The following is a 19008-nucleotide window of genomic DNA, read 5'->3' on the forward strand; positions in this document are numbered from 1 at the left end:
GCCACCGGCGCGCTGTGCGAGTTCTCCCGCCCGGAGTGAGTCCGGCCTTGGGAGCGGATGGGATTGGAGATGAGCGGGTCGACAAGATGCCTGATTGATCTTGGGATTCGAGACCGCTTTGCGGTCCGTTCGCGGCACAAGGCCGCTCCTACAGGACAGCGCATACCCCTGTAGGAGCGGCCTTGTGCCGCGATGGGCTGCAAAGCAGCCCCAGAAATGGACCCGTCAGCGCGGAATGACTGGCTGGCGCGGCTTCTTCTTGCCCTTGCCACCCTTGGCCGCTTCCTTGCGCTCCTTGGCCGCCTGCTGGTTGCGGGCGAATGCCTCGGCCTTGGCCTTCTCGCGCTTGTCCCAGGGCTTGCTGCCATCGCTGGCCCGCGGCGGCAGGCCGGTGTGCTGGGTGAGGACTTTCTGGTCCTTGCCCACCTTGTGGCTGCCGGCCGGGGTCGAGTTCTTGCGCCGCGCGCTTTGGTAGCTGTCGGTCTGCGGCTGGTGCAATGGAATCAGCTGGTGCTTGCCCGGGCCAATCAGGTCGGCGCGGCCCATGCGCTGCAGGGCCTCACGCAGCATCGGCCAGCCCTTCGGGTCGTGGTAGCGCAGGAACGCCTTGTGCAGGCGGCGTTGCTCCTCGCTCTTGACGATCTCCACCCCCTCGCTCTTGTAGGTGACCTTACGCAGCGGGTTCTTGCCCGAGTGGTACATGGCCGTGGCCGAGGCCATGGGCGATGGGTAGAACGCCTGCACCTGGTCAGCGCGGAAGCCGTTGCCCTTGAGCCACAGGGCGAGGTTCATCATGTCCTCATCGGTGGTGCCGGGGTGGGCGGCGATGAAGTACGGGATCAGGTACTGCTCCTTGCCCGCCTCCTTCGAAAACTTCTCGAACATGCGCTTGAAGCGGTCATAGGTACCGATGCCCGGCTTCATCATCTTGTCCAGCGGGCCACGCTCGGTGTGCTCCGGAGCGATCTTCAGGTAGCCGCCCACGTGGTGGGTCACCAGCTCCTTGACGTACTCCGGCGACTCCACCGCCAGGTCGTAGCGCAGGCCCGAGGCGATCAGGATCTTCTTCACCCCCGGCAAGGCACGGGCCTTGCGGTACAGCTCGATCAACGAGCTGTGATCGGTATTGAGGTTCTCGCAGATCCCCGGGAATACGCACGACGGCTTGCGGCAGTGCTTCTCGATATCGTGGCTCTTGCAGGCGATGCGGTACATGTTGGCGGTCGGGCCACCCAGGTCGGAGACCACGCCGGTGAAGCCCGGTACCTTGTCGCGCATCTCTTCGATTTCGTTCAGGATCGACTCGTGCGAGCGGTTCTGGATGATGCGGCCTTCGTGCTCGGTGATCGAGCAGAAGGTGCAGCCACCGAAGCAGCCACGCATGATGTTCACCGAGAAACGGATCATCTCGTAGGCCGGGATACGCTCCTTGCCATAGGCCGGGTGCGGCACGCGCGCGTAGGGCATGCCGAACACGTAGTCCATTTCCTCGGTGCTCATGGGAATGGGTGGCGGGTTGAACCACACATCCACCTCACCATGTTTCTGCACCAGAGCACGGGCGTTGCCCGGGTTGGTCTCCAGGTGCAGCACACGGTTGGCGTGGGCATAGAGCACTGGGTCGTTGCGCACCTTCTCGAACGACGGCAGGCGGATCACCGATTTCTCCCGGGTCATGCGCGGGCTGTCGAGTATCTGCACCACCTTGGCTTCGTTCGGGTCCTCGACCTCGCCCTTGGCCTGCTCGATGGCGCAGGCCTGGGTATCCTGGGTGTTCACGTACGGGTTGATGATCTTGTCGACCCGGCCCGGGCGGTCGATGCGGGTGGAGTCGATCTCGTACCAGCCTTCTGGCGTGTCACGGCGTACGAACGCGGTACCACGCACATCGGTGATGCTCTCGATCTTCTCGCCGCTGGCCAGGCGCTGGGCCACCTCGACCACCGCGCGCTCGGCGTTGCCGAACAGCAGGATGTCGGCGCTGGCGTCGATCAGGATGGAGTGGCGGACCTTGTCCTGCCAGTAGTCGTAATGCGCGATACGGCGCAGGGAGGCTTCGATGCCGCCGAGCACGATCGGTACGTGCTTGTAGGCTTCCTTGCAGCGTTGGCTGTAGACCAGGCTGGCGCGGTCCGGACGCTTGCCGGCCATGCCACCTGGGGTATAGGCGTCGTCGGAGCGGATCTTCTTGTCCGCGGTGTAGCGGTTGATCATCGAGTCCATGTTGCCGGCCGCGACACCGAAGAACAGGTTCGGCTCGCCGAGCTTCATGAAGTCGTCCTTCGACTGCCAGTTCGGCTGGGCGATGATGCCAACACGGAAGCCCTGAGCCTCCAGCAGACGGCCAATGATGGCCATGCCGAACGACGGATGGTCGACGTACGCATCACCGGTCACGATGATGATGTCGCAGGAGTCCCAGCCGAGCAGATCCATCTCCTCCCTGCTCATCGGCAGGAAAGGCGCTGGCCCGAAGCATTCGGCCCAGTACTTGGGATAGTCGTAGAGTGGCTTGGCTGCTTGCATGTCAATGACCGGTGTGATGTGCAGGGAAATCGCGGGCGCGGAATATAGCACAAATTTTGATCAAATCCGACGACAAAGGTCGGATTCATCGAAAGCGAGGGACGGCTGGAATGCTGTAGGAGCGGCCTTGTGCCGCTCCTACAAGGGTCTATTCGTCGTCGTCGAAGTTGTACATGCCCGGTGCGAGGTTCTCGAAACGGGTGTACTTGCCGATGAACGCCAGACGGATGAAGCCGATGGGGCCGTTACGCTGCTTGCCGATAATGATCTCGGCTATGCCCTTGTGCTCGGTCTCGGGGTGATACACCTCGTCGCGGTAGACGAACATGATCACGTCGGCATCCTGCTCGATCGCACCGGATTCACGCAGGTCGGAGTTCACCGGGCGTTTGTTCGGGCGCTGCTCCAGGGAACGGTTGAGCTGGGACAGGGCGATGACCGGGCAGTTGAATTCCTTGGCCAGGGCCTTGAGGGAACGGGAGATCTCGGAAATCTCGTTGGTCCGGTTGTCACCACTGGAACCTGGGATCTGCATCAGCTGCAGGTAGTCGACCATGATCATGGCGATGTCGCCGTGCTCGCGCACCAGGCGACGGGTACGGGCACGCATCTCCGACGGGCTGATACCGGCGGTATCGTCGATGAACAGCTTGCGGTCGTTGAGCAGGTTGACCGCCGAGGTCAGGCGCGGCCAGTCATCGTCGTCCAGCTGGCCGGAACGCACCTTGGTCTGGTCGATACGCCCCAGCGACGAAAGCATACGCATGATCAGTGCATCGCCGGGCATCTCCAGGGAGAACACCAGCACGGCCTTGTCGCTGCGCAGCACAGCATTCTCCACCAGGTTCATGGCGAAGGTGGTCTTGCCCATCGATGGACGGCCCGCGACGATGATCAGGTCGGCTGGCTGCAGGCCGCTGGTCTTTTCGTCGAGGTCGGTATAGCCGGTGGACAGGCCCGTGATGTCGCTGTCGGAGTTGAACAGCGTGTCGATGCGATCGATGGCCTTGGTCAGCAGTTCGTTGACGCCCACCGGGCCACCCGTCTTGGGGCGGGCCTCGGCGATCTGGAAGATCTGCCGCTCGGCATCGTCGAGGATCTGCGCAGCGTTTCGGCCTTGGGGGTTGAAGGCGTTGTCGGCGATGTCGGTGCTGATGCTGATCAGCTGGCGTAGGGTGGCGCGCTCGCGAATGATCGCCGCATAGGCCTTGATGTTGGCTACCGAGGGGGTGTTCTTGGCCAGCTCGGCCAGGTAAGCCAGGCCGCCGATCTGCGACGACAGGCCTTCCTTGTCCAACTGCTCGTGCAGGGTGACTACGTCGAACGGCTGGTTCTGATCCACCAGCTTGTGAATGGCGCGGAAGATCAGGCGGTGGTCATGCCGGTAGAAATCCCCGTCCGACACCTGGTCCAGCACACGTTCCCAGGCGTTGTTGTCCAGCATCAGGCCACCGAGCACGGCCTGTTCGGCCTCGATGGAATGCGGCGGCACCTTGAGGGCGGCGGTCTGCAGGTCTAGCTGTTCGGGGTTGCTGATCTCGTTCATGTCCACGCGAAGAATCTGGGTGATGAAAAAGACAAAGGGCACGACCTGCTGGAAGCAGGACCGTGCCCGATGTTACCGGCTGGCCCGCAAGGAGCCAACCGATCGCTGCAGCTTAGGCTGCGACGACAACCACGCGTACGGTGGCTTCGACGTCGCTGTGCAGGTGCACGGCTACGTCGTATTCGCCAACCTGGCGGATGGTACCGTTCGGCAGACGAACTTCAGCCTTGGCCACTTCAACGCCGGAGGCGGTCAGGGCGTCAGCGATGTCGTGGGTGCCGATCGAACCGAACAGCTTGCCTTCGTCACCGGCGGTGGCAGTGATGGTCACTTCCAGCTCGGCCAGTTGGGCAGCACGGCTTTCAGCCGAAGCTTTACGGTCAGCAGCGGCCTTTTCCAGCTCGGCGCGACGCTCTTCGAACGCAGCCAGGTTGACGGCGTTGGCAACGACAGCCTTGCCGAAAGGCAGCAGGAAGTTACGGCCGTAACCACCTTTAACTTTTACTTTGTCGCCCAGGTTGCCCAGGTTGGCGACTTTTTCCAGCAGGATCAGTTCCATTTGGTAAAACCTCTTAACTTTTAACCTTCACCGTTCGCGGAGTCGTCACCCTGGTGAGGGGACTTGCGACCGCGAAAATCAATCAGGCTATCGACAATGGCCAGGACCACGAGCAACGGATAGGTCAGCTGCATGAACAGCACCAGCGTCACGTACAACCCCACCAGCCAGAACCTGGCCAGGCGTTTCTGGGCCACCAACCCATGCAGCAGGGCAATGCCCGCGAACATGAGCGGTACGCTGCACAGTGGCGTCAGCAATGCCAGCCCGGAACCGAGGTTCGGGCCGAACAGCATGCAGACCAACAGCACCAGCATCGGCACCAGGGGAATCCGCACCGCTTGAAACTCGCGGCCGAAACCTCCCGGGTTGTACAACACGGCTTGCCAGTAGCGCCCCAACATCAGGGCCAGCACACTGACAACTTGCAACAGGGCCGCGATCAGGCCGCCGAGCACCGGTACGATGAGGCTTCCAAGGTGTGCCTGTTCCTCTACCGATAACTGCTGGTAGAGGCCGTCGAGCATCTGCGGCAGGGCTTTTTCAAGCGCTCGCGCCAGAGCTTCGATCGGTTCGCGGAACACCGAACCAAGCACAACACCGTACAACAGGCCCAGAGCGATGCTGGACAACAGCACCCGGTTCCAGGAATGCCCGGCGCGCAACAGCGCAGCCAGCCCCAGCGTCCCCAGCAGCACCATCAAGGTGCGTGGCTCGCCGAAGACCCACCAGGCCAACGCCGGCAAGATGCCCCAGACGATGACCGAGGAAGCGTCCTTGAAACCGCGCCGCAGGAACACCAAGCTCCCGGCGGCGGCACTCAACCAGAACAACAGCGGCAATGCCGCACAACCGGCCACCACGATGGAGGCCTGCACACGACCGCGCATGATGAAATCAGCCAACGCTCGCATGCTTATCCCTTGCTACTTGTCGACGACCCGGTCTCAGCGGCCGTGGCTGTCGGTGTAGGGCAGCAGGGCCAGGAAGCGGGCGCGCTTGATAGCGGTAGCCAGCTGACGCTGATAACGAGCTTTGGTACCGGTGATACGGCTTGGAACGATTTTGCCGGTTTCGGATACGTAAGCTTTCAGGGTGTTGAGATCTTTGTAGTCGATCTCTTTCACGTCTTCGGCAGTGAAGCGGCAGAATTTACGACGACGGAAGAAACGTGCCATGTAATAGGCTCCTCAAAAAGGTCCGTGGATTACTCGTCAGCGTTATCGCTGTTGTCGCTGTCGTTGCTGTCGTCGCCTTCGGCGCCATCAGCAGCTTCAGGACGCTCACGACGCTCACGGCGCTCGCTGCGGTTCTCTTCGGCCTTCAGCATCTCGGACGGGCCGGTGACGGCTTCGTCGCGACGGATGATCAGGTTACGGATCACGGCATCGTTGTAGCGGAAGTTGTCTTCCAGCTCGGCCAGGGCCTTGCCGGTGCACTCAACGTTCAGCATCACGTAGTGAGCCTTGTGAACGTTGTTGATGGCGTAGGCCAGCTGACGACGGCCCCAGTCTTCCAGGCGGTGGATCTTGCCGCCGTCTTCTTCGATCAGCTTGGTGTAACGCTCAACCATGCCGCCGACTTGCTCGCTCTGGTCCGGGTGAACCAGGAAGATGATTTCGTAATGACGCATGAATGCTCCTTACGGGTTAGTAGTCTGCCAGCACCCTGGTCAGACAAGGAGTGAATGACACTGTATGTCTTGCCTTGAAAAGAAGGCACATGCGCGCCTGCCTGCTTGGCAAGGGGCGCAATTGTAGAGAAGGCGGGGGGCACAAGCAAGGCTGTTGGCGATTATTTGAACAGTCTGAAACCATTCCGGCTGCGATACCGCTATCGCCGGCAAGCGGGCTCCCATAGAACCACGCATAACTATTTGATTTTGCGAGGCCTTATGGGAGCAGGTGGGCTGGGTGATCTCCTATAGGGATCTCTGTGGGAGCCGGCCTGCCGGCGATGGGGCCCTCACACTCAGCGCTTGCCCTGACGCTGGCGCACGGCCTCGAACAAGCACACGCCGGTGGCCACCGACACGTTCAGGCTGCTCACGCTACCGGCCATCGGCAGCTTGACCAGGAAATCGCAATGCTCGCGGGTGAGACGGCGCATGCCCTTGCCTTCAGCCCCCATGACGATGGCGATCGGCCCGGTCAGGTCCTGCTGGTACAGCTCCTGCTCGGCCTCGCCGGCGGTGCCGACGATCCACAGGCCTCGCTGCTGGAGTTTTTCCAGGGTACGGGCGAGGTTGGTCACGGCCACCAGCGGGATCACCTCGGCGGCGCCGCAGGCAACCTTACGCACCACGGCGGTCAAGGTCGCCGACTTGTCCTTGGGGATGACTACCGCAGTCGCGCCGGCGGCATCCGCGGTACGTAGGCAGGCACCGAGGTTGTGCGGGTCGGTGACGCCATCGAGCACCAGGATCAGCGGCGGCTGCTCGGCGCGCTCGAGCATCTCGTCGAGCATGGCCTCGCCCCAGACCTGACTGGGGCTGACCTCGGCGACCACGCCCTGGTGCACGCCCTCGACCCAGGCGTCCAGCTCACGGCGTTCGGCCTGGCCGACCGGCACGCGGTTTTCCGCGGCCAGCTCCAGCAGGGCCTGGACACGCGGCTCGCTGCGCCCTTCCGACAACCAGATCTGCTTGACCCGCTTGGGATGATGCTGCAGCAGCCCTTGCACGGCATGTACGCCGTAGATTTTTTCCAGCTGGCTCATGACTTCTTGCCTTTACGCGGCGCGCCGGACTTCGACGGCCCCTTGCGATGCTTGGTCGGCTTGCCAGACGCCTTGGCGCCCTTCTCCGACTTGCCGCTGGCGTGACTGTGGCGGGCCTCGCTCATCAGCGCCTTCTTCATTTCGCGGCTCTTGCGCACTTCGGCGTTGCGCTGCACGGCGTCCTTGGGGAAGTACGCCTCGGACGCCTCGCTCTTGCGGCTGCGCGGCTTGGGCGAAATCTTCGGCTCCGGGGCAGGCTCGACGGTGGCAGTAGCGGCTTGCGGGGCGGCAGCACGCGACTTGCGGCCGACCGGGGCGGCGACGGCCTGCTCGGACATTTCGAAGTCGATCTTGCGCTGCTCCAGGTCGACGCGCATGACCTTGACCTCGACCGTATCGCCCAGGCGGAAGCTGCGCCCGCTGCGTTCGCCGGACAGGCGGTGATGCACCGGGTCGAAGTGGTAGTAGTCGCCCGGCAGGGCGCTGACATGCACCAAGCCTTCGACATAGATGTCGGTCAGCTCGACGAACAGGCCAAAGCCGGTCACCGCGGTGATCACCCCTGGGAAGGTCTCGCCGACGCGGTCACGCATGTATTCGCACTTGAGCCAGTTGACCACGTCGCGGGTGGCCTCATCGGCGCGCCGCTCGGTCATCGAGCACTGCTCGCCCATCTGCTCGAGGGCATTCTCGTCGTACGGGTAGATCCGCGCCTTCGGGATGCTCATGGCGCCGGCACGCTTGACGTGCGGAGTGTCGACCTTCGAGCGGATGACGCTGCGGATGGCGCGGTGGACCAGCAAGTCCGGGTAACGGCGGATCGGCGAAGTGAAGTGGGTGTAGGCCTCGTAGTTCAGGCCGAAGTGGCCGTTGTTCTCGACGCTGTACACCGCCTGGCTCAGCGAGCGCAGCATGACGGTCTGGATCAGGTGGAAGTCCGGGCGCTCGGCGATGCTCGCCAGCAGGGCCTGGTAGTCCTTCGGCGAAGGCTCCTTGCCCTTGTGCAGTGACAGGCCCAGCTCGCCCAGGAAGGCGCGCAGTTTTTCCAGGCGCTCCGGCGGCGGACCGTCGTGCACGCGGTACAGGGCCGGGACGCCATGCTTTTGCAGGAATTCGGCAGTCGCGACGTTGGCCGCCAGCATGCATTCCTCGATCAGCTTGTGGGCGTCGTTGCGCACGGTCGGGCGGATTTCATCGATCTTGCGGTCTTCACCGAAGATGATGCGGGTTTCCTGGGTCTCGAAGTCGATGGCGCCACGGGTATGGCGAGCAGCCACCAGCGCCTTGTACAGCGCGTAGAGGTGCTTGAGGTCCGGCAGGACGGCGCTGTACTCCTCGCGCAGGGCCTTGCCTTCGCGGGTGCGGGCATGCTCGAGCATGCTGCTGACCTTGTTGTAGGTCAGGCGCGCATGGGAGTGGATGACGCCTTCATAGAACTGGTAGTCGACCATTTGGCCGGCCTTGTTGATGGTCATTTCACAGACCATGGCCAGGCGATCGACGTGCGGGTTCAGCGAGCACAGGCCGTTGGAAAGCTCCTCGGGCAGCATGGGCACGACGCGCTCGGGGAAGTACACCGAGTTGCCGCGCTGCTGCGCCTCGACGTCCAGGGCCGAACCCAGGCGCACGTAGCTTGAGACATCGGCGATCGCCACGTACAGGCGCCAGCCACCGGAGAACAGGCGCAGCTTGCCCAGCGGTTCGCAATAGACCGCATCGTCGAAGTCGCGGGCGTCCTCGCCGTCGATGGTGACGAACGGCAGGTGGCGCAGGTCGACACGCTTCTCCTTGTCCTTCTCCTCGACCTCGGAGCGGAACTTGCGCGCCTCCTTGATCACGTCCTTGGGCCAGACATGCGGGATGTCGTAGCTGCGCAGAGCGACATCGATCTCCATGCCCGGCGCCATGTAGTTGCCGATGACCTCGACCACGTCGCCCTGGGGCTGGAAGCGCGGCGTCGGCCAGTGGGTGATCTTGATCTCGACGAACTGGCCGATCTTGGCCCCCCCGTTACGCCCGGCGGTGACCAGCACTTCTTGCTGGATCTTCGGGTTGTCAGGGGTCACGTAGCCGATGCCGCCTTCCTCGAAGTATCGGCCGACCACGCTCTCGTGGGCGCGGGAGATGATTTCAACCAACACGCCTTCGCGGCGGCCACGGCGGTCGACCCCCGAGACGCGGGCAAGGCCGCGATCGCCGTCGAACACCAGGCGCATCTGCGCGGGGCTGAGGAACAGGTCCTCGCTGCCATCGTCGGGAATAAGGAAGCCGAAGCCGTCACGGTGGCCGGAGACGCGGCCGCAGATCAGGTCCAGCTTGTCCACCGGGGCATAGGTGCCGCGCCGGGTATAGATCAGCTGGCCGTCACGCTCCATGGCGCGCAGGCGACGGCGCAGGGCTTCGATCTGGTCTTCGTCGTGCAGGCCGAACTCTGCGGCCAGCTCTTCGCGGGCGGCGGGCTCGCCACGGTCGGCAAGGCGCTGCAGGATCAGCTCACGGCTGGGAATGGGATTCTCGTATTTTTCCGCTTCGCGAGCGGCCTCGGGATCGAGGGATTGCCAATCGGCCATCAGAAGGGGTTCACCTTGGGGTATATAGATAGGAATTCTGGCATAGGCGTATTGAAACCGGAAATGTCAGCCTTGGACAGCCCCAGCGGCATGCCCGGTGTGCGGGAATAGGCCTGCGGAATCAACAAGTTGAATTTTTTGAAATTTTTTTGAGCTGGGGGCTTTACAGCCCTCAGGAGCGTCCGTATAGTGCGCACCACAACGACGGACAACCCCGAAGTTGTAGTAGAGATGAGCGGCGCTGTAAAGCATCTTTTATCTCGAATGTGTGCCCAGGTGGCGGAATTGGTAGACGCGCTGGTTTCAGGTATCAGTGGCTTAACGGCCGTGGAAGTTCGAGTCTTCTCCTGGGCACCAATGATTTTCAAGTAACAGATGACCAAGGATCTGTTACTACTGTGTGAAAGCGAACGATTGTCGCCTCACCAGACGATGTAAAGCTTTGCCCAGGTGGCGGAATTGGTAGACGCGCTGGTTTCAGGTATCAGTGACTTAACGGTCGTGGAAGTTCGAGTCTTCTCCTGGGCACCATACAAAAACCCACTAGCTTGCTAGTGGGTTTTTTCTTGCATGCGTTTTTTACCTCCCCAGGTCCCCCTTGTAGAAGCGGCCAGGCCGCCCTCACCCTTTGGTCTGCCCCTGAATTTTCCTTCATACGGCCACTTGAGAAACGATTTCGTTTACCATTGTTTCCAAATATGTAGCCGTAAGCGAGGAAGTACCCGCATGACGATCCGCCCGCAATTGCTGATGCGCAGCCTGGCCACCGTTGTTCTCGGCCTGGTGATCGGCGCACCGGCCGCCCTGGCTGACGACCCGGTCACCTTGACCCTGTACAACGGCCAGCACAAGGAAATCGGTGAAGCCATCGCCAAGGCCTACGAGGCCAAGACCGGTATCCACATCAATATCCGCAAGGGCAGCAGCAACCAGCTGGCCAGCCAGATCATCGAGGAAGGCGACCGCTCCCCGGCCGACGTCATCTATACCGAGGAATCCCCGCCCCTGAACAACCTGGGCGAGCTGGGCCTGCTGGCCAAGATCGACGACGCCACCCTGAACATGCTGCCCAAGGAATATGTCGGCGCCAACGGCACCTGGATGGGCGTCACCGCACGCACCCGCGTGGTGGTGTACAACCCCAAGAAGGTCGACGAAAAAGACCTGCCGACCACCGTGATGGATTTTGCCAACCCCGAGTGGGACCGCCGGGTCGGCTACGTGCCCACCAGCGGCGCCTTCCAGGAGCAGGCCGTGGCCATCCTCAAGCTGCACGGCCGTGAAGCCACCGAGGAATGGCTGACCGGCCTCAAGGCCTTCGGCAAGACCTACACCAACAACATGGTTGCCCTCAAGGCCGTGGAGAAAGGTGAAGTCGATGCCGTGCTGGTGAACAACTACTACTGGTATGCCCTCAAGCGCGAGCGCGGCCAGCTGGACACCCGCCTGTACTACCTGGCCGATGGTGACGCCGGCAACCTGGTGACCATCTCCGGCGCAGGCGCGGTCAAGGCCAGCAAGCACCCCAAGGAAGCCCAGGCCCTGCTCAACTGGATGGCCAGCGAAGAAGGCCAGCGCGTGATCACCCAGACCACCGCCGAGTACCCGCTGCACAAGGGCATGGTTTCCGACCAGGGCCTGAAGCCGTTCGAGGACCTGCGCCCGCCGAAGATCACCCCGGCCGACCTGGGTAATGCCGAGGAAGCCCTGGAGCTCGAGCGCGAGGTCGGCCTGCTCTGATGACCGCCGCCCTGCCCCAAGCGGCCTTGCCGCGCTTCGTGCCACGCCGCAAACGCCCCTCCATCTGGGTCGTACTGCCGGTCCTGTTCCTGGTGGCGATGAGCGTGCTGCCATTGCTGTATGTCGGTACCAAGGCCTGGGAGGCCGGCTGGCATGAAGCCTTGCGCCTGCTCTGGCGGCCATTCGTCTGGGGCCTGCTGCGCAACACCCTGATGCTGATGGCCGGGGTGACAGCACTGTGCATGGTCGTCGGCCTGGCCCTGGCCTGGCTGCTCGAGCGCAGCGACCTGCCGGGTCGCCGTCTCTGGGGCGTGGTGCTGTGCCTGCCGTTCGCCGTGCCGTCGTTCGTCAGCAGCTTCACCTGGGTATCGCTGAGCTCGGACTTCGAAGGCCTGGGCGGGGCGATCCTGGTCATGGCGCTGTCCAAGTACCCACTGGTATTCCTGCCGGTGGCGGCGACCCTGCGTAACCTGGATACCTCCCTGGAAGAGTCGGCACGCACCCTGGGCTGCAGCCGCTGGGGGGTATTCCTGAAAGTCACCCTGCCGCTGTTGTGGCCTTCGATGCTGGGCGGCGCACTGCTGATCGCCCTCCACATGCTGGTGGAGTTCGGCGCACTGTCGATTCTCGGCCTACAGACCTTCACCACGGCGATCTACCAGCAGTTCGAACTCGAGTTCAGCAACGCCAACGCGGCCATGCTTTCGGCAGTGCTGCTGGCGCTGTGCCTGGCGATGCTCTGGCTCGAACTGCGGGTACGCGGCAAGGCGCGCCATGTGCGCATCGGCCAGGGCGTGGCACGCCGCGCCCAAGCGGTGAAACTGCGCGGCTGGATGCCGGCGGCCCAGCTGTTCTGCCTGGCCTTGGCGGTACTGGGCAGCGGCATTCCGTTGGCGATGCTTGGCTACTGGTTGAGCGTTGGCGCCTCGGCCGCCTTCCCGGTGGCCGAGATCGGCAGAGCATTGCTGACCTCGCTGTCGGTGTCCCTGGGTGGCGCCGGTTTCTGCGTCCTCTTGGCATTGCCGATCAGCTTCCTGGTGGTGCGCTACAAAGGCCGCCTGGCGATCTGGGCCGAACGCCTGCCCTACCTGTTGCATGCCCTGCCAGGCCTGGTTATCGCCCTGACCCTGGTGTTCTTCGCCCTGCACTACGTGCCGGCGCTGTACCAGACCACCGCGCTGCTGATCCTGGCCTATGCACTGTTGTTCCTGCCCCTGGCCCAGGCGCCAGTGCGCACGGCACTGAACAAGGCCTCGCCAACCCTGGAAGAAGCCGCCCGCACCTTGGGCTCGAGCAGCTTCGGCGCCTTCTGCCGGGTCACCCTGCCGATCATCTTCCCTGCCCTGGCGGCGGCCTTCGCCCTGGTATTCCTCGATGCCATGAAAGAGCTGACCGCGACGCTACTGCTGAGCCCAACTGGCATGACCACCCTGGCCACCGAGGTGTGGGCGCATACCGCCAACGTCGAGTTCGCGGCGGCGGCGCCTTATGCGGCGTTGCTGATTGTGGTGTCTGGGTTGCCGGTGTATCTGCTGACTACGCGGATGTATTTGAACAAGGCTTGAGAGCTTGCCCAGGCTGCCATGCGGCTTGGGTTTCACCATCACAGCTAACTTCTACCGCTCAAGACATTGTCCAAAGATGAGCAATCATACCGACAAGACAAGCTATATGCATAGTCAAATAGTGGCTTATCCAGAATACCCAGTGAACTTACGAAAAGTATCGAGAGCCGTTTACTTCAGCCTCGTATTTTCTCGATAGATTTTCAAGAACCGATAGATGAGATATAACATTAAAATAAAAACACAAAAATTTAGAGCAATAAAAACTGACTTTACACTCGCCTCATAGAAATAAATGAGAAGCCACGTTAGAAACAGCCCTACCCCATTAAGGCAGACCATTGTGGCAATGGTAGGGGCCCAAGAATCACCAAGACTTCGCAACGTCATCCTGAGCACAACGTACACAAACTCAAAAATCAGAAATGGCACTGAAATCTTTATATTATGGCCAATTAATTCCGCCACCGCCAAATCTGACGTGTAGAGCCTAGCCACATACCCAGACAGAAAGAAACAGACGATTAGGCATGGGATCATCAAGCACCCACCAAACTTAAGCCCTTCCAGCAGATTTTCTTTTGCCGCCAAACTATTTCTACCGGGAGCAACTCCCGCAACGCGTATGGCAACGGCATTCCCCACGCCAATTGATATCATATAAATCAAACTCAAAAAATGCAAAGATGCCTGATAGGCTGAAAGCCCAAGACTTCCTAGGCCGCTTGAGATTAATGACAATGCAAAATACAAAAAACTCTCACCGGCAAAACACAACGCTAGTGGAGCCCCCTTAACCATGAAGGGAATGACTTTCGTATTTCGAAAATAAAATAAAATTGACCTTTTGCTTCCTCTTCTCGCAGCGCTAGAAACATACACCAACAGTAAAAATACCATTATCCAGCGCATTAAAATATATATAAAAACAAACAAACTGAACGACACTGACAAATTAGCGTATGCGTAACCTAATCCAGCCAGCATGAATATAGCATTCGACAGCCAGACAAACTTAACCTCATATCCCGGACGACCGATTGCATTTAAATAGCTAAAGGCGACAATTTGGCAGTAGATTGCGGGAAGCGATAGCGACATTATCAAGAGCCCTAGATTTATAGGCGTTAACAATCCTGCCAACCCATGCCACATCATTGAAAAAACCAGAATACCTCCAAAGATAGAAAAGGCTACTGTTAAAGCTACCCTCAAGCCCGTTGCAAGCAAGATACTAGCTTGCTCTTTGGCATTTCCTTTAAGGCCCGCAGCATCAATCATAAGTGTAGAGAATAAACCAATTCCAACTACGGTAGAGAACGAAATGAACGCCCATGCGAAAGACGCTTGACTTAACGATTTAGGTAAGAAATGTCCCACGAATGACAAGAACAGAAATGAGGACGTCATGTCTCCCAGCCTTGATATTATAAGAGGGCCGGCCAATGTTGCGACTGTCATGATGACTGTATCTCTGAAAGTAAGTCTGCGTATACTTCTGCTTCCCAATCTGATATTCGGTTGAACCCAAGCACCCCCAAAAAGCTGGAAAATATTCGTCCAAATAGAAAATGCAAAGACAAATTTCTAGCGTCAAATGCGGCAAACTTGGACAAATTGATCGGCCGCCCCTTATTAATGATATTTATTGTCTTATTATTCCATTTTACTGTCTCGCGATCTCCAGATTCGAACAAGCCTCTGACGGATGACTCAAACTCATCATCGTATGATGTAACCACGGATATATATGAATTATCTTTTAGCGCCGCGAGCACCATCGGAGTAACTCCGTGTTGACCAGACATAGCAAAACAATAATCAAACTTATCAACAGTCGTGCTTAGCTGCGAGCGTGTAAATGCCTTAAACCCTTCTGTCGCTGCCATAAACAATCGGGCGTTGTCGATATCAACCACGCCTATATTCTTAACGCCTTTAGCGCGCAACCCGAAGCACAGCGAGCGTCCGATGCGTCCATACCCGACGACTAATATAGATCGATATGCAGACCAGTCGGGTATAAACGACCCCACATGCCCTACGGTAATGTTGGCGACCATGACATTTTCTGCCATTTTATAGGAGTCGTATGCTACAGACTTGAATCCCATTGACGTCAAATAGTAATTTGTATTTTTATACTTGATATGTCCATTGGCGGTATCTTCAAGAACCAGGCGAAGGCGACCACCCAACAACACTGACAGGTCATCTATATAGGGTGCAAAATAACCGCCTATATCAAACAAAATAACAGGAAGATCCGATTGAGATAAAATACCTTTAATCTCATCGACTGTATTCTTGAAATCCGACCTATCCCTAGCCCGCAATATACGTGTCGGATTCGCAACATGACGAAGCAACGCAGTATTTAAAGAAGACTTTTTCGGTATCAAATAAATGTTTTCAAAAATGGAAATCCAGTGGTTACAGATGCTCAAATTGACAGTAGAGGACAGATGCGAAAAACAAAAAATAACGCACTTACCTAACGCATCACCGCTTGTTGCATCATGTGAAGCCAGTATTCGGGCATAAAATAAACCAGCCATTTTATGCGCACTTAGATATGTCAACCGACTATCAACTTCCGCACTCTGCAAAATACGTTCTACATTACTCATTTGACATCCTGTCTCAATAATAAAATTTTAAAAATCTTTGAGCGCCAAATTAATAAGACAACCGTAGGCTTTGGAGAGAATGCGCAGTGGGAGAACACGCTCATGATCTCTCCTACCGGGTAGGTTTCGTGGACACGCTTCGAAAGTGCTATTGATTGCGGAAAGTAACGCAGCGACATCTTCGCTCAGATCCTGCCGATGGACAGCGTCGTTACGTTTCATAAAAGCTAACCCGTTCGAGCACTCACCAGGCAGTTTCAGCGCTATTGCCAGATCGATCTCCATCGGGTTTGTAGTGTCTCTTATCCTGGTTTGCTCACAGGCATCTATAATCCTCTCCGTTATGTAGAGAACTCCCAACAAGGCTCGTGCTCTCGCCTCAGTAAATAGCCCCTGCCTCAATGACTGATCCATCTCTGATATAAGTACGCCTAGCTCACCGTCGGAAACAATTTCTCTATTTTTTGTTATGGTTTCCCATTCATTGCTGGACAATATGCCCTTAAAGGGCAACATCAACTTTAGCTCTGCAATATAGTTGGAGAAACTACTATTCATAGTATCACCACCTTTTGGGTTGGCGTATCCATGTAAATATTTTTACCCAAGAGGGAGCAAGGGCCTTGCGATGAACGCTCTATGAAAACTGCTGGAATCCCACTATTTCTAGCAAGCGCAGCTCTCAGAAAAAAATCACCGCGTGACTTACCATAAAAAATAAAACCTTCCGGCAATGTCGAACAATCAAATGGAAGTTCGGTATCACTCAAGCACAAGCAGATACTACCGCGCCTCCAGCCATTTCTACCTTCTTCTACAATTCCGACGGATGTCCCTGGCACCTCGCAAGCACCACTTGTAATTTCAAAGTCATCGGCGGCTGAAGAAAAATCCTCGCACGCGTCCAGGATGCAGGCTTGTTCATCAACATCAATTAGATAGAGCGCAGTATCTCCTGCCGTCGCATAGCGAGCCCCCGGCGTATTCAAATCAGCGACAAAGGAATCTTTTATTTCTGGGGTGATGGCTTTAGCACTCAGTAGCAATTCCGGCCCAAGCCAGCGGTGTTTCGTAGCCAGTCCCCCGGAAAAAATAAATCCGTTGACACTTTCAAGTGCTGTGATCGCTCTAAAAAGTTCGACGCCGTTAGCCTTTAGATACGCGTTTTTGGCCTGAGTATATTGGGGCTGGCTTAGAATATCCTCAACAGTGATCGAACTGTCTGCCGACAAATTAGCTAAGCCGTAAATACCGCTTAATCGACTATACACATTTGACAAATCACCTGATTTCAACCCATATTTCAAGAAACGTAATGCGATGCCTATGGGCTGTGTGCCTGAACGGTTATGCATAACTGCCCCATCACACGCCGCATATTGCATTGTATTAAAAACCACCTTTCCACTTGAGACAGCAGTAAAGCTAACCCCTGAACCCACGTGGCATATAACGCCATTAAAATCACTCGTATTGAAGTCTTTGCGCATCTGCGCTAAGCACGCTTTCACTGCAAGGCCATGGTAACCATGCGCGTAAAGTCCATAGCGCCGTATCGTGGGATGATCGAAAGGGATTTTACTTTCATTGTGAAGTGACAGATCGTCATTAATCTGATCGCGCACCATTAGTTGCTCTGCGTCTGGAAATGCCTGCTTCGCTTCACGAAGCACCTCCAAGCACAGCCTATTGTGGCGAGAGCTTAAATAGTCATTGAATATCATTCTTACTTCATTTTTTTCGGTAAATCTTTCGACCCTCTTGCCAAACCCGGCAAACTTGACTCGGTGACCAATGAGCTCTGGCATGGGCCATTTTAGCTCTCGCAGCACCCTGATGGCTTCGCTCAGAATCACGGATGCAGCCATCCCAAGGTTGTCACCGATTGATACTTGATAGAGCCGATCAGGATAACTGTTTAGGCGATTATATTTGACCTTTACCACTTGGCGCTCCAAGCCTATAAAGTTTATATTTATATCGACCCGCCCTCTATCGAAGAACGTTGACGTCTTGACCGAAGAGCTTCCGACGTTAATTGCCATTTTGCAGCGAGCATCCAACCTATCAGCGCCCATTTATTTTAATCCCAATCTTTCAAGAGGCTACTTAGCGAGGGCGTATCCTCCGCTGCAAAAAATTTCTTCCTAAAATAATATTCACACGTGGAAATTTTGTGCTCGGTATGTTGTCTGCTATTAAATTCATGATTCAACGCAACCAGTGACTTTTCAGCAGAGGGGTACACTGGGTTTTGCGCCAGCAGTCCCTCAATGGCAACAAACACCTTATCCATATAAACCAATGCATCCTCAATGTATTGCCTGCACGCGTCTTCCGTCGCGGCGCCGCGTCGAGCGAGCTCAAAAAAACCACTTTTAATCTCATCATAGCCTTCAACTCGGAATACATTTGAATAGACCCATTTCGGGTGTTTGTTAGTAATGCCTGTTAAATAAGTGAAGCTCATCGTGGTTTTCAGCAGCATGTCACGAGTGATTTCGCATCCCATCCACCAATTTCCCGATTGCCAGCATCCTTGAACGTCTTGAAACGCGTAGAAGACCGGTAGCTTTTCACGGTGAGCAATGTATATATGCTTATCGCGAGGTATCCGACCTTTAAGATCCTCGAACTTTTTTTCTTCCGCTAATGCGAAGCCCGTCAAAGAGCGGTGGATAACGTTGTTTTCTCGCTCAAGTAAAACGGGGGAATACAAAAACCGCTGGTCGGACTGAACGTCTTCGAACGCCACCTCAACCTTCGAGATAATATCTGCGACCTCGGAGAACGTAATATAGTCAGTATCGATATGAAGTCCGCTCTCACCATAAAAATCAGTGGTATTATGGACTTCCTCATTTTTCGTTAGAAAGTGATAATTGATGTCCGTCACGAGCGCATGCCCGCTGGACTTAACATCTTCGGCTTTAGGCCTTTCTTCACATAACACAATGCAGTCTATATCAGAGTGCGCGGTACCAATTCCCTCGATAAGGGTTCCAGAAACAATGAGAATGCTCCCCTCTTCGAGACGTACTCGTTCACGCAGGTAACGTTTAGGAATTACAACAGCCCCATTCAATATAGATATTTCATTCTCACCGACCTCTGAACTTGCCAGTTTTATTAGCGTATCGTGCATATTAACCTC

General features: G+C 57.2%; 15 protein-coding genes and 2 tRNA genes. 4 read left to right on the forward strand and 13 right to left on the reverse strand.

The genetic code is table 11. The features are described 5' to 3' along the window. Positions 1–225 precede the first annotated feature (225 nt). From IRZ56_RS11455 to rnr, 8 genes are all read right to left on the reverse strand, one after another. Positions 226–2526, reverse strand: coding sequence for a YgiQ family radical SAM protein (locus tag IRZ56_RS11455; RefSeq protein WP_196145036.1), 2301 nt, complete (start codon positions 2524–2526; stop codon positions 226–228). Between the two features lie 148 nt (positions 2527–2674). Continuing rightward, positions 2675–4072: a replicative DNA helicase gene (dnaB, locus tag IRZ56_RS11460; RefSeq protein ID WP_196145037.1), complete on the reverse strand. Its 1398-nt coding sequence runs from the start codon at positions 4070–4072 to the stop codon at positions 2675–2677. 112 nt (positions 4073–4184) lie between these two features. Further along, positions 4185–4631 carry a 50S ribosomal protein L9 gene (rplI, locus tag IRZ56_RS11465; RefSeq protein WP_196145038.1) on the reverse strand — a complete coding sequence of 149 codons (447 nt, stop codon included), beginning with the start codon at positions 4629–4631 and terminating at the stop codon, positions 4185–4187. A 20-nt stretch (positions 4632–4651) separates the two neighbouring features. Further along, the gene (locus tag IRZ56_RS11470; RefSeq protein ID WP_196145039.1) at positions 4652–5545 is read right to left on the reverse strand and encodes a hypothetical protein; all 894 of its coding nucleotides are present in this window, start codon (positions 5543–5545) and stop codon (positions 4652–4654) included. A gap of 33 nt (positions 5546–5578) precedes the next feature. Next, positions 5579–5809, reverse strand: a complete 231-nt coding sequence (gene rpsR / locus IRZ56_RS11475) for a 30S ribosomal protein S18 (RefSeq protein ID WP_009403887.1) — start codon at positions 5807–5809, stop codon at positions 5579–5581. A 29-nt stretch (positions 5810–5838) separates the two neighbouring features. After that, positions 5839–6264 (reverse strand): 30S ribosomal protein S6, encoded by a 426-nt coding sequence (gene rpsF, locus IRZ56_RS11480; RefSeq protein WP_084854204.1) that lies wholly within the window; start codon positions 6262–6264, stop codon positions 5839–5841. A 338-nt stretch (positions 6265–6602) separates the two neighbouring features. Further along, positions 6603–7349 (reverse strand): 23S rRNA (guanosine(2251)-2'-O)-methyltransferase RlmB, encoded by a 747-nt coding sequence (rlmB, locus tag IRZ56_RS11485; protein WP_196145040.1) that lies wholly within the window; start codon positions 7347–7349, stop codon positions 6603–6605. Next, a complete protein-coding gene (gene rnr / locus IRZ56_RS11490; RefSeq protein WP_196145041.1) occupies positions 7346–9919 on the reverse strand; it encodes a ribonuclease R in 2574 nt (857 codons plus the stop codon). The genes rlmB and rnr overlap by 4 nt, the downstream gene beginning before the upstream one ends. 270 nt (positions 9920–10189) lie before the next feature. Between rnr and IRZ56_RS11495 the strand changes: the two genes are divergently transcribed. From IRZ56_RS11495 to IRZ56_RS11510, 4 genes are all read left to right on the forward strand, one after another. Beyond that, positions 10190–10276, forward strand: a tRNA-Leu gene (locus IRZ56_RS11495). Positions 10277–10363: 87 nt separating this feature from the next. Beyond that, positions 10364–10450: transfer RNA gene (locus IRZ56_RS11500), tRNA-Leu, on the forward strand. Positions 10451–10645: 195 nt separating this feature from the next. Beyond that, on the forward strand, positions 10646–11659 hold the full coding sequence (locus IRZ56_RS11505; RefSeq protein WP_196145042.1) for an extracellular solute-binding protein: 1014 nt from the start codon (positions 10646–10648) through the stop codon (positions 11657–11659). After that, positions 11659–13224, forward strand: a complete 1566-nt coding sequence (locus tag IRZ56_RS11510) for an ABC transporter permease (protein WP_196145043.1) — start codon at positions 11659–11661, stop codon at positions 13222–13224. The genes IRZ56_RS11505 and IRZ56_RS11510 overlap by 1 nt, the downstream gene beginning before the upstream one ends. Before the next feature lie 171 nt (positions 13225–13395). Here the strand turns inward: IRZ56_RS11510 and IRZ56_RS11515 are convergent, their stop codons facing one another. From IRZ56_RS11515 to IRZ56_RS11535, 5 genes are read right to left on the reverse strand one after another with little or no spacing between them, the layout of a single operon-like run. Beyond that, the gene (locus IRZ56_RS11515; RefSeq protein WP_196145044.1) at positions 13396–14634 is read right to left on the reverse strand and encodes an MATE family efflux transporter; all 1239 of its coding nucleotides are present in this window, start codon (positions 14632–14634) and stop codon (positions 13396–13398) included. A 47-nt stretch (positions 14635–14681) separates the two neighbouring features. Continuing rightward, positions 14682–15854: an NAD-binding protein gene (locus IRZ56_RS11520; RefSeq protein ID WP_196145045.1), complete on the reverse strand. Its 1173-nt coding sequence runs from the start codon at positions 15852–15854 to the stop codon at positions 14682–14684. 27 nt (positions 15855–15881) lie between these two features. Then, complete coding sequence (locus IRZ56_RS11525) at positions 15882–16412, reverse strand: hypothetical protein (RefSeq protein ID WP_196145046.1); 531 nt, start codon at positions 16410–16412, stop codon at positions 15882–15884. After that, positions 16409–17932 carry a hypothetical protein gene (locus IRZ56_RS11530; RefSeq protein ID WP_328311435.1) on the reverse strand — a complete coding sequence of 508 codons (1524 nt, stop codon included), beginning with the start codon at positions 17930–17932 and terminating at the stop codon, positions 16409–16411. The genes IRZ56_RS11525 and IRZ56_RS11530 overlap by 4 nt, the downstream gene beginning before the upstream one ends. A gap of 5 nt (positions 17933–17937) precedes the next feature. Next, on the reverse strand, positions 17938–18999 hold the full coding sequence (locus IRZ56_RS11535; protein ID WP_196145048.1) for a hypothetical protein: 1062 nt from the start codon (positions 18997–18999) through the stop codon (positions 17938–17940). Positions 19000–19008: the final 9 nt, after the last annotated feature.

Source organism: Pseudomonas guariconensis, from assembly GCF_015680235.1.
Taxonomy (GTDB): domain Bacteria; phylum Pseudomonadota; class Gammaproteobacteria; order Pseudomonadales; family Pseudomonadaceae; genus Aquipseudomonas; species Aquipseudomonas guariconensis_A.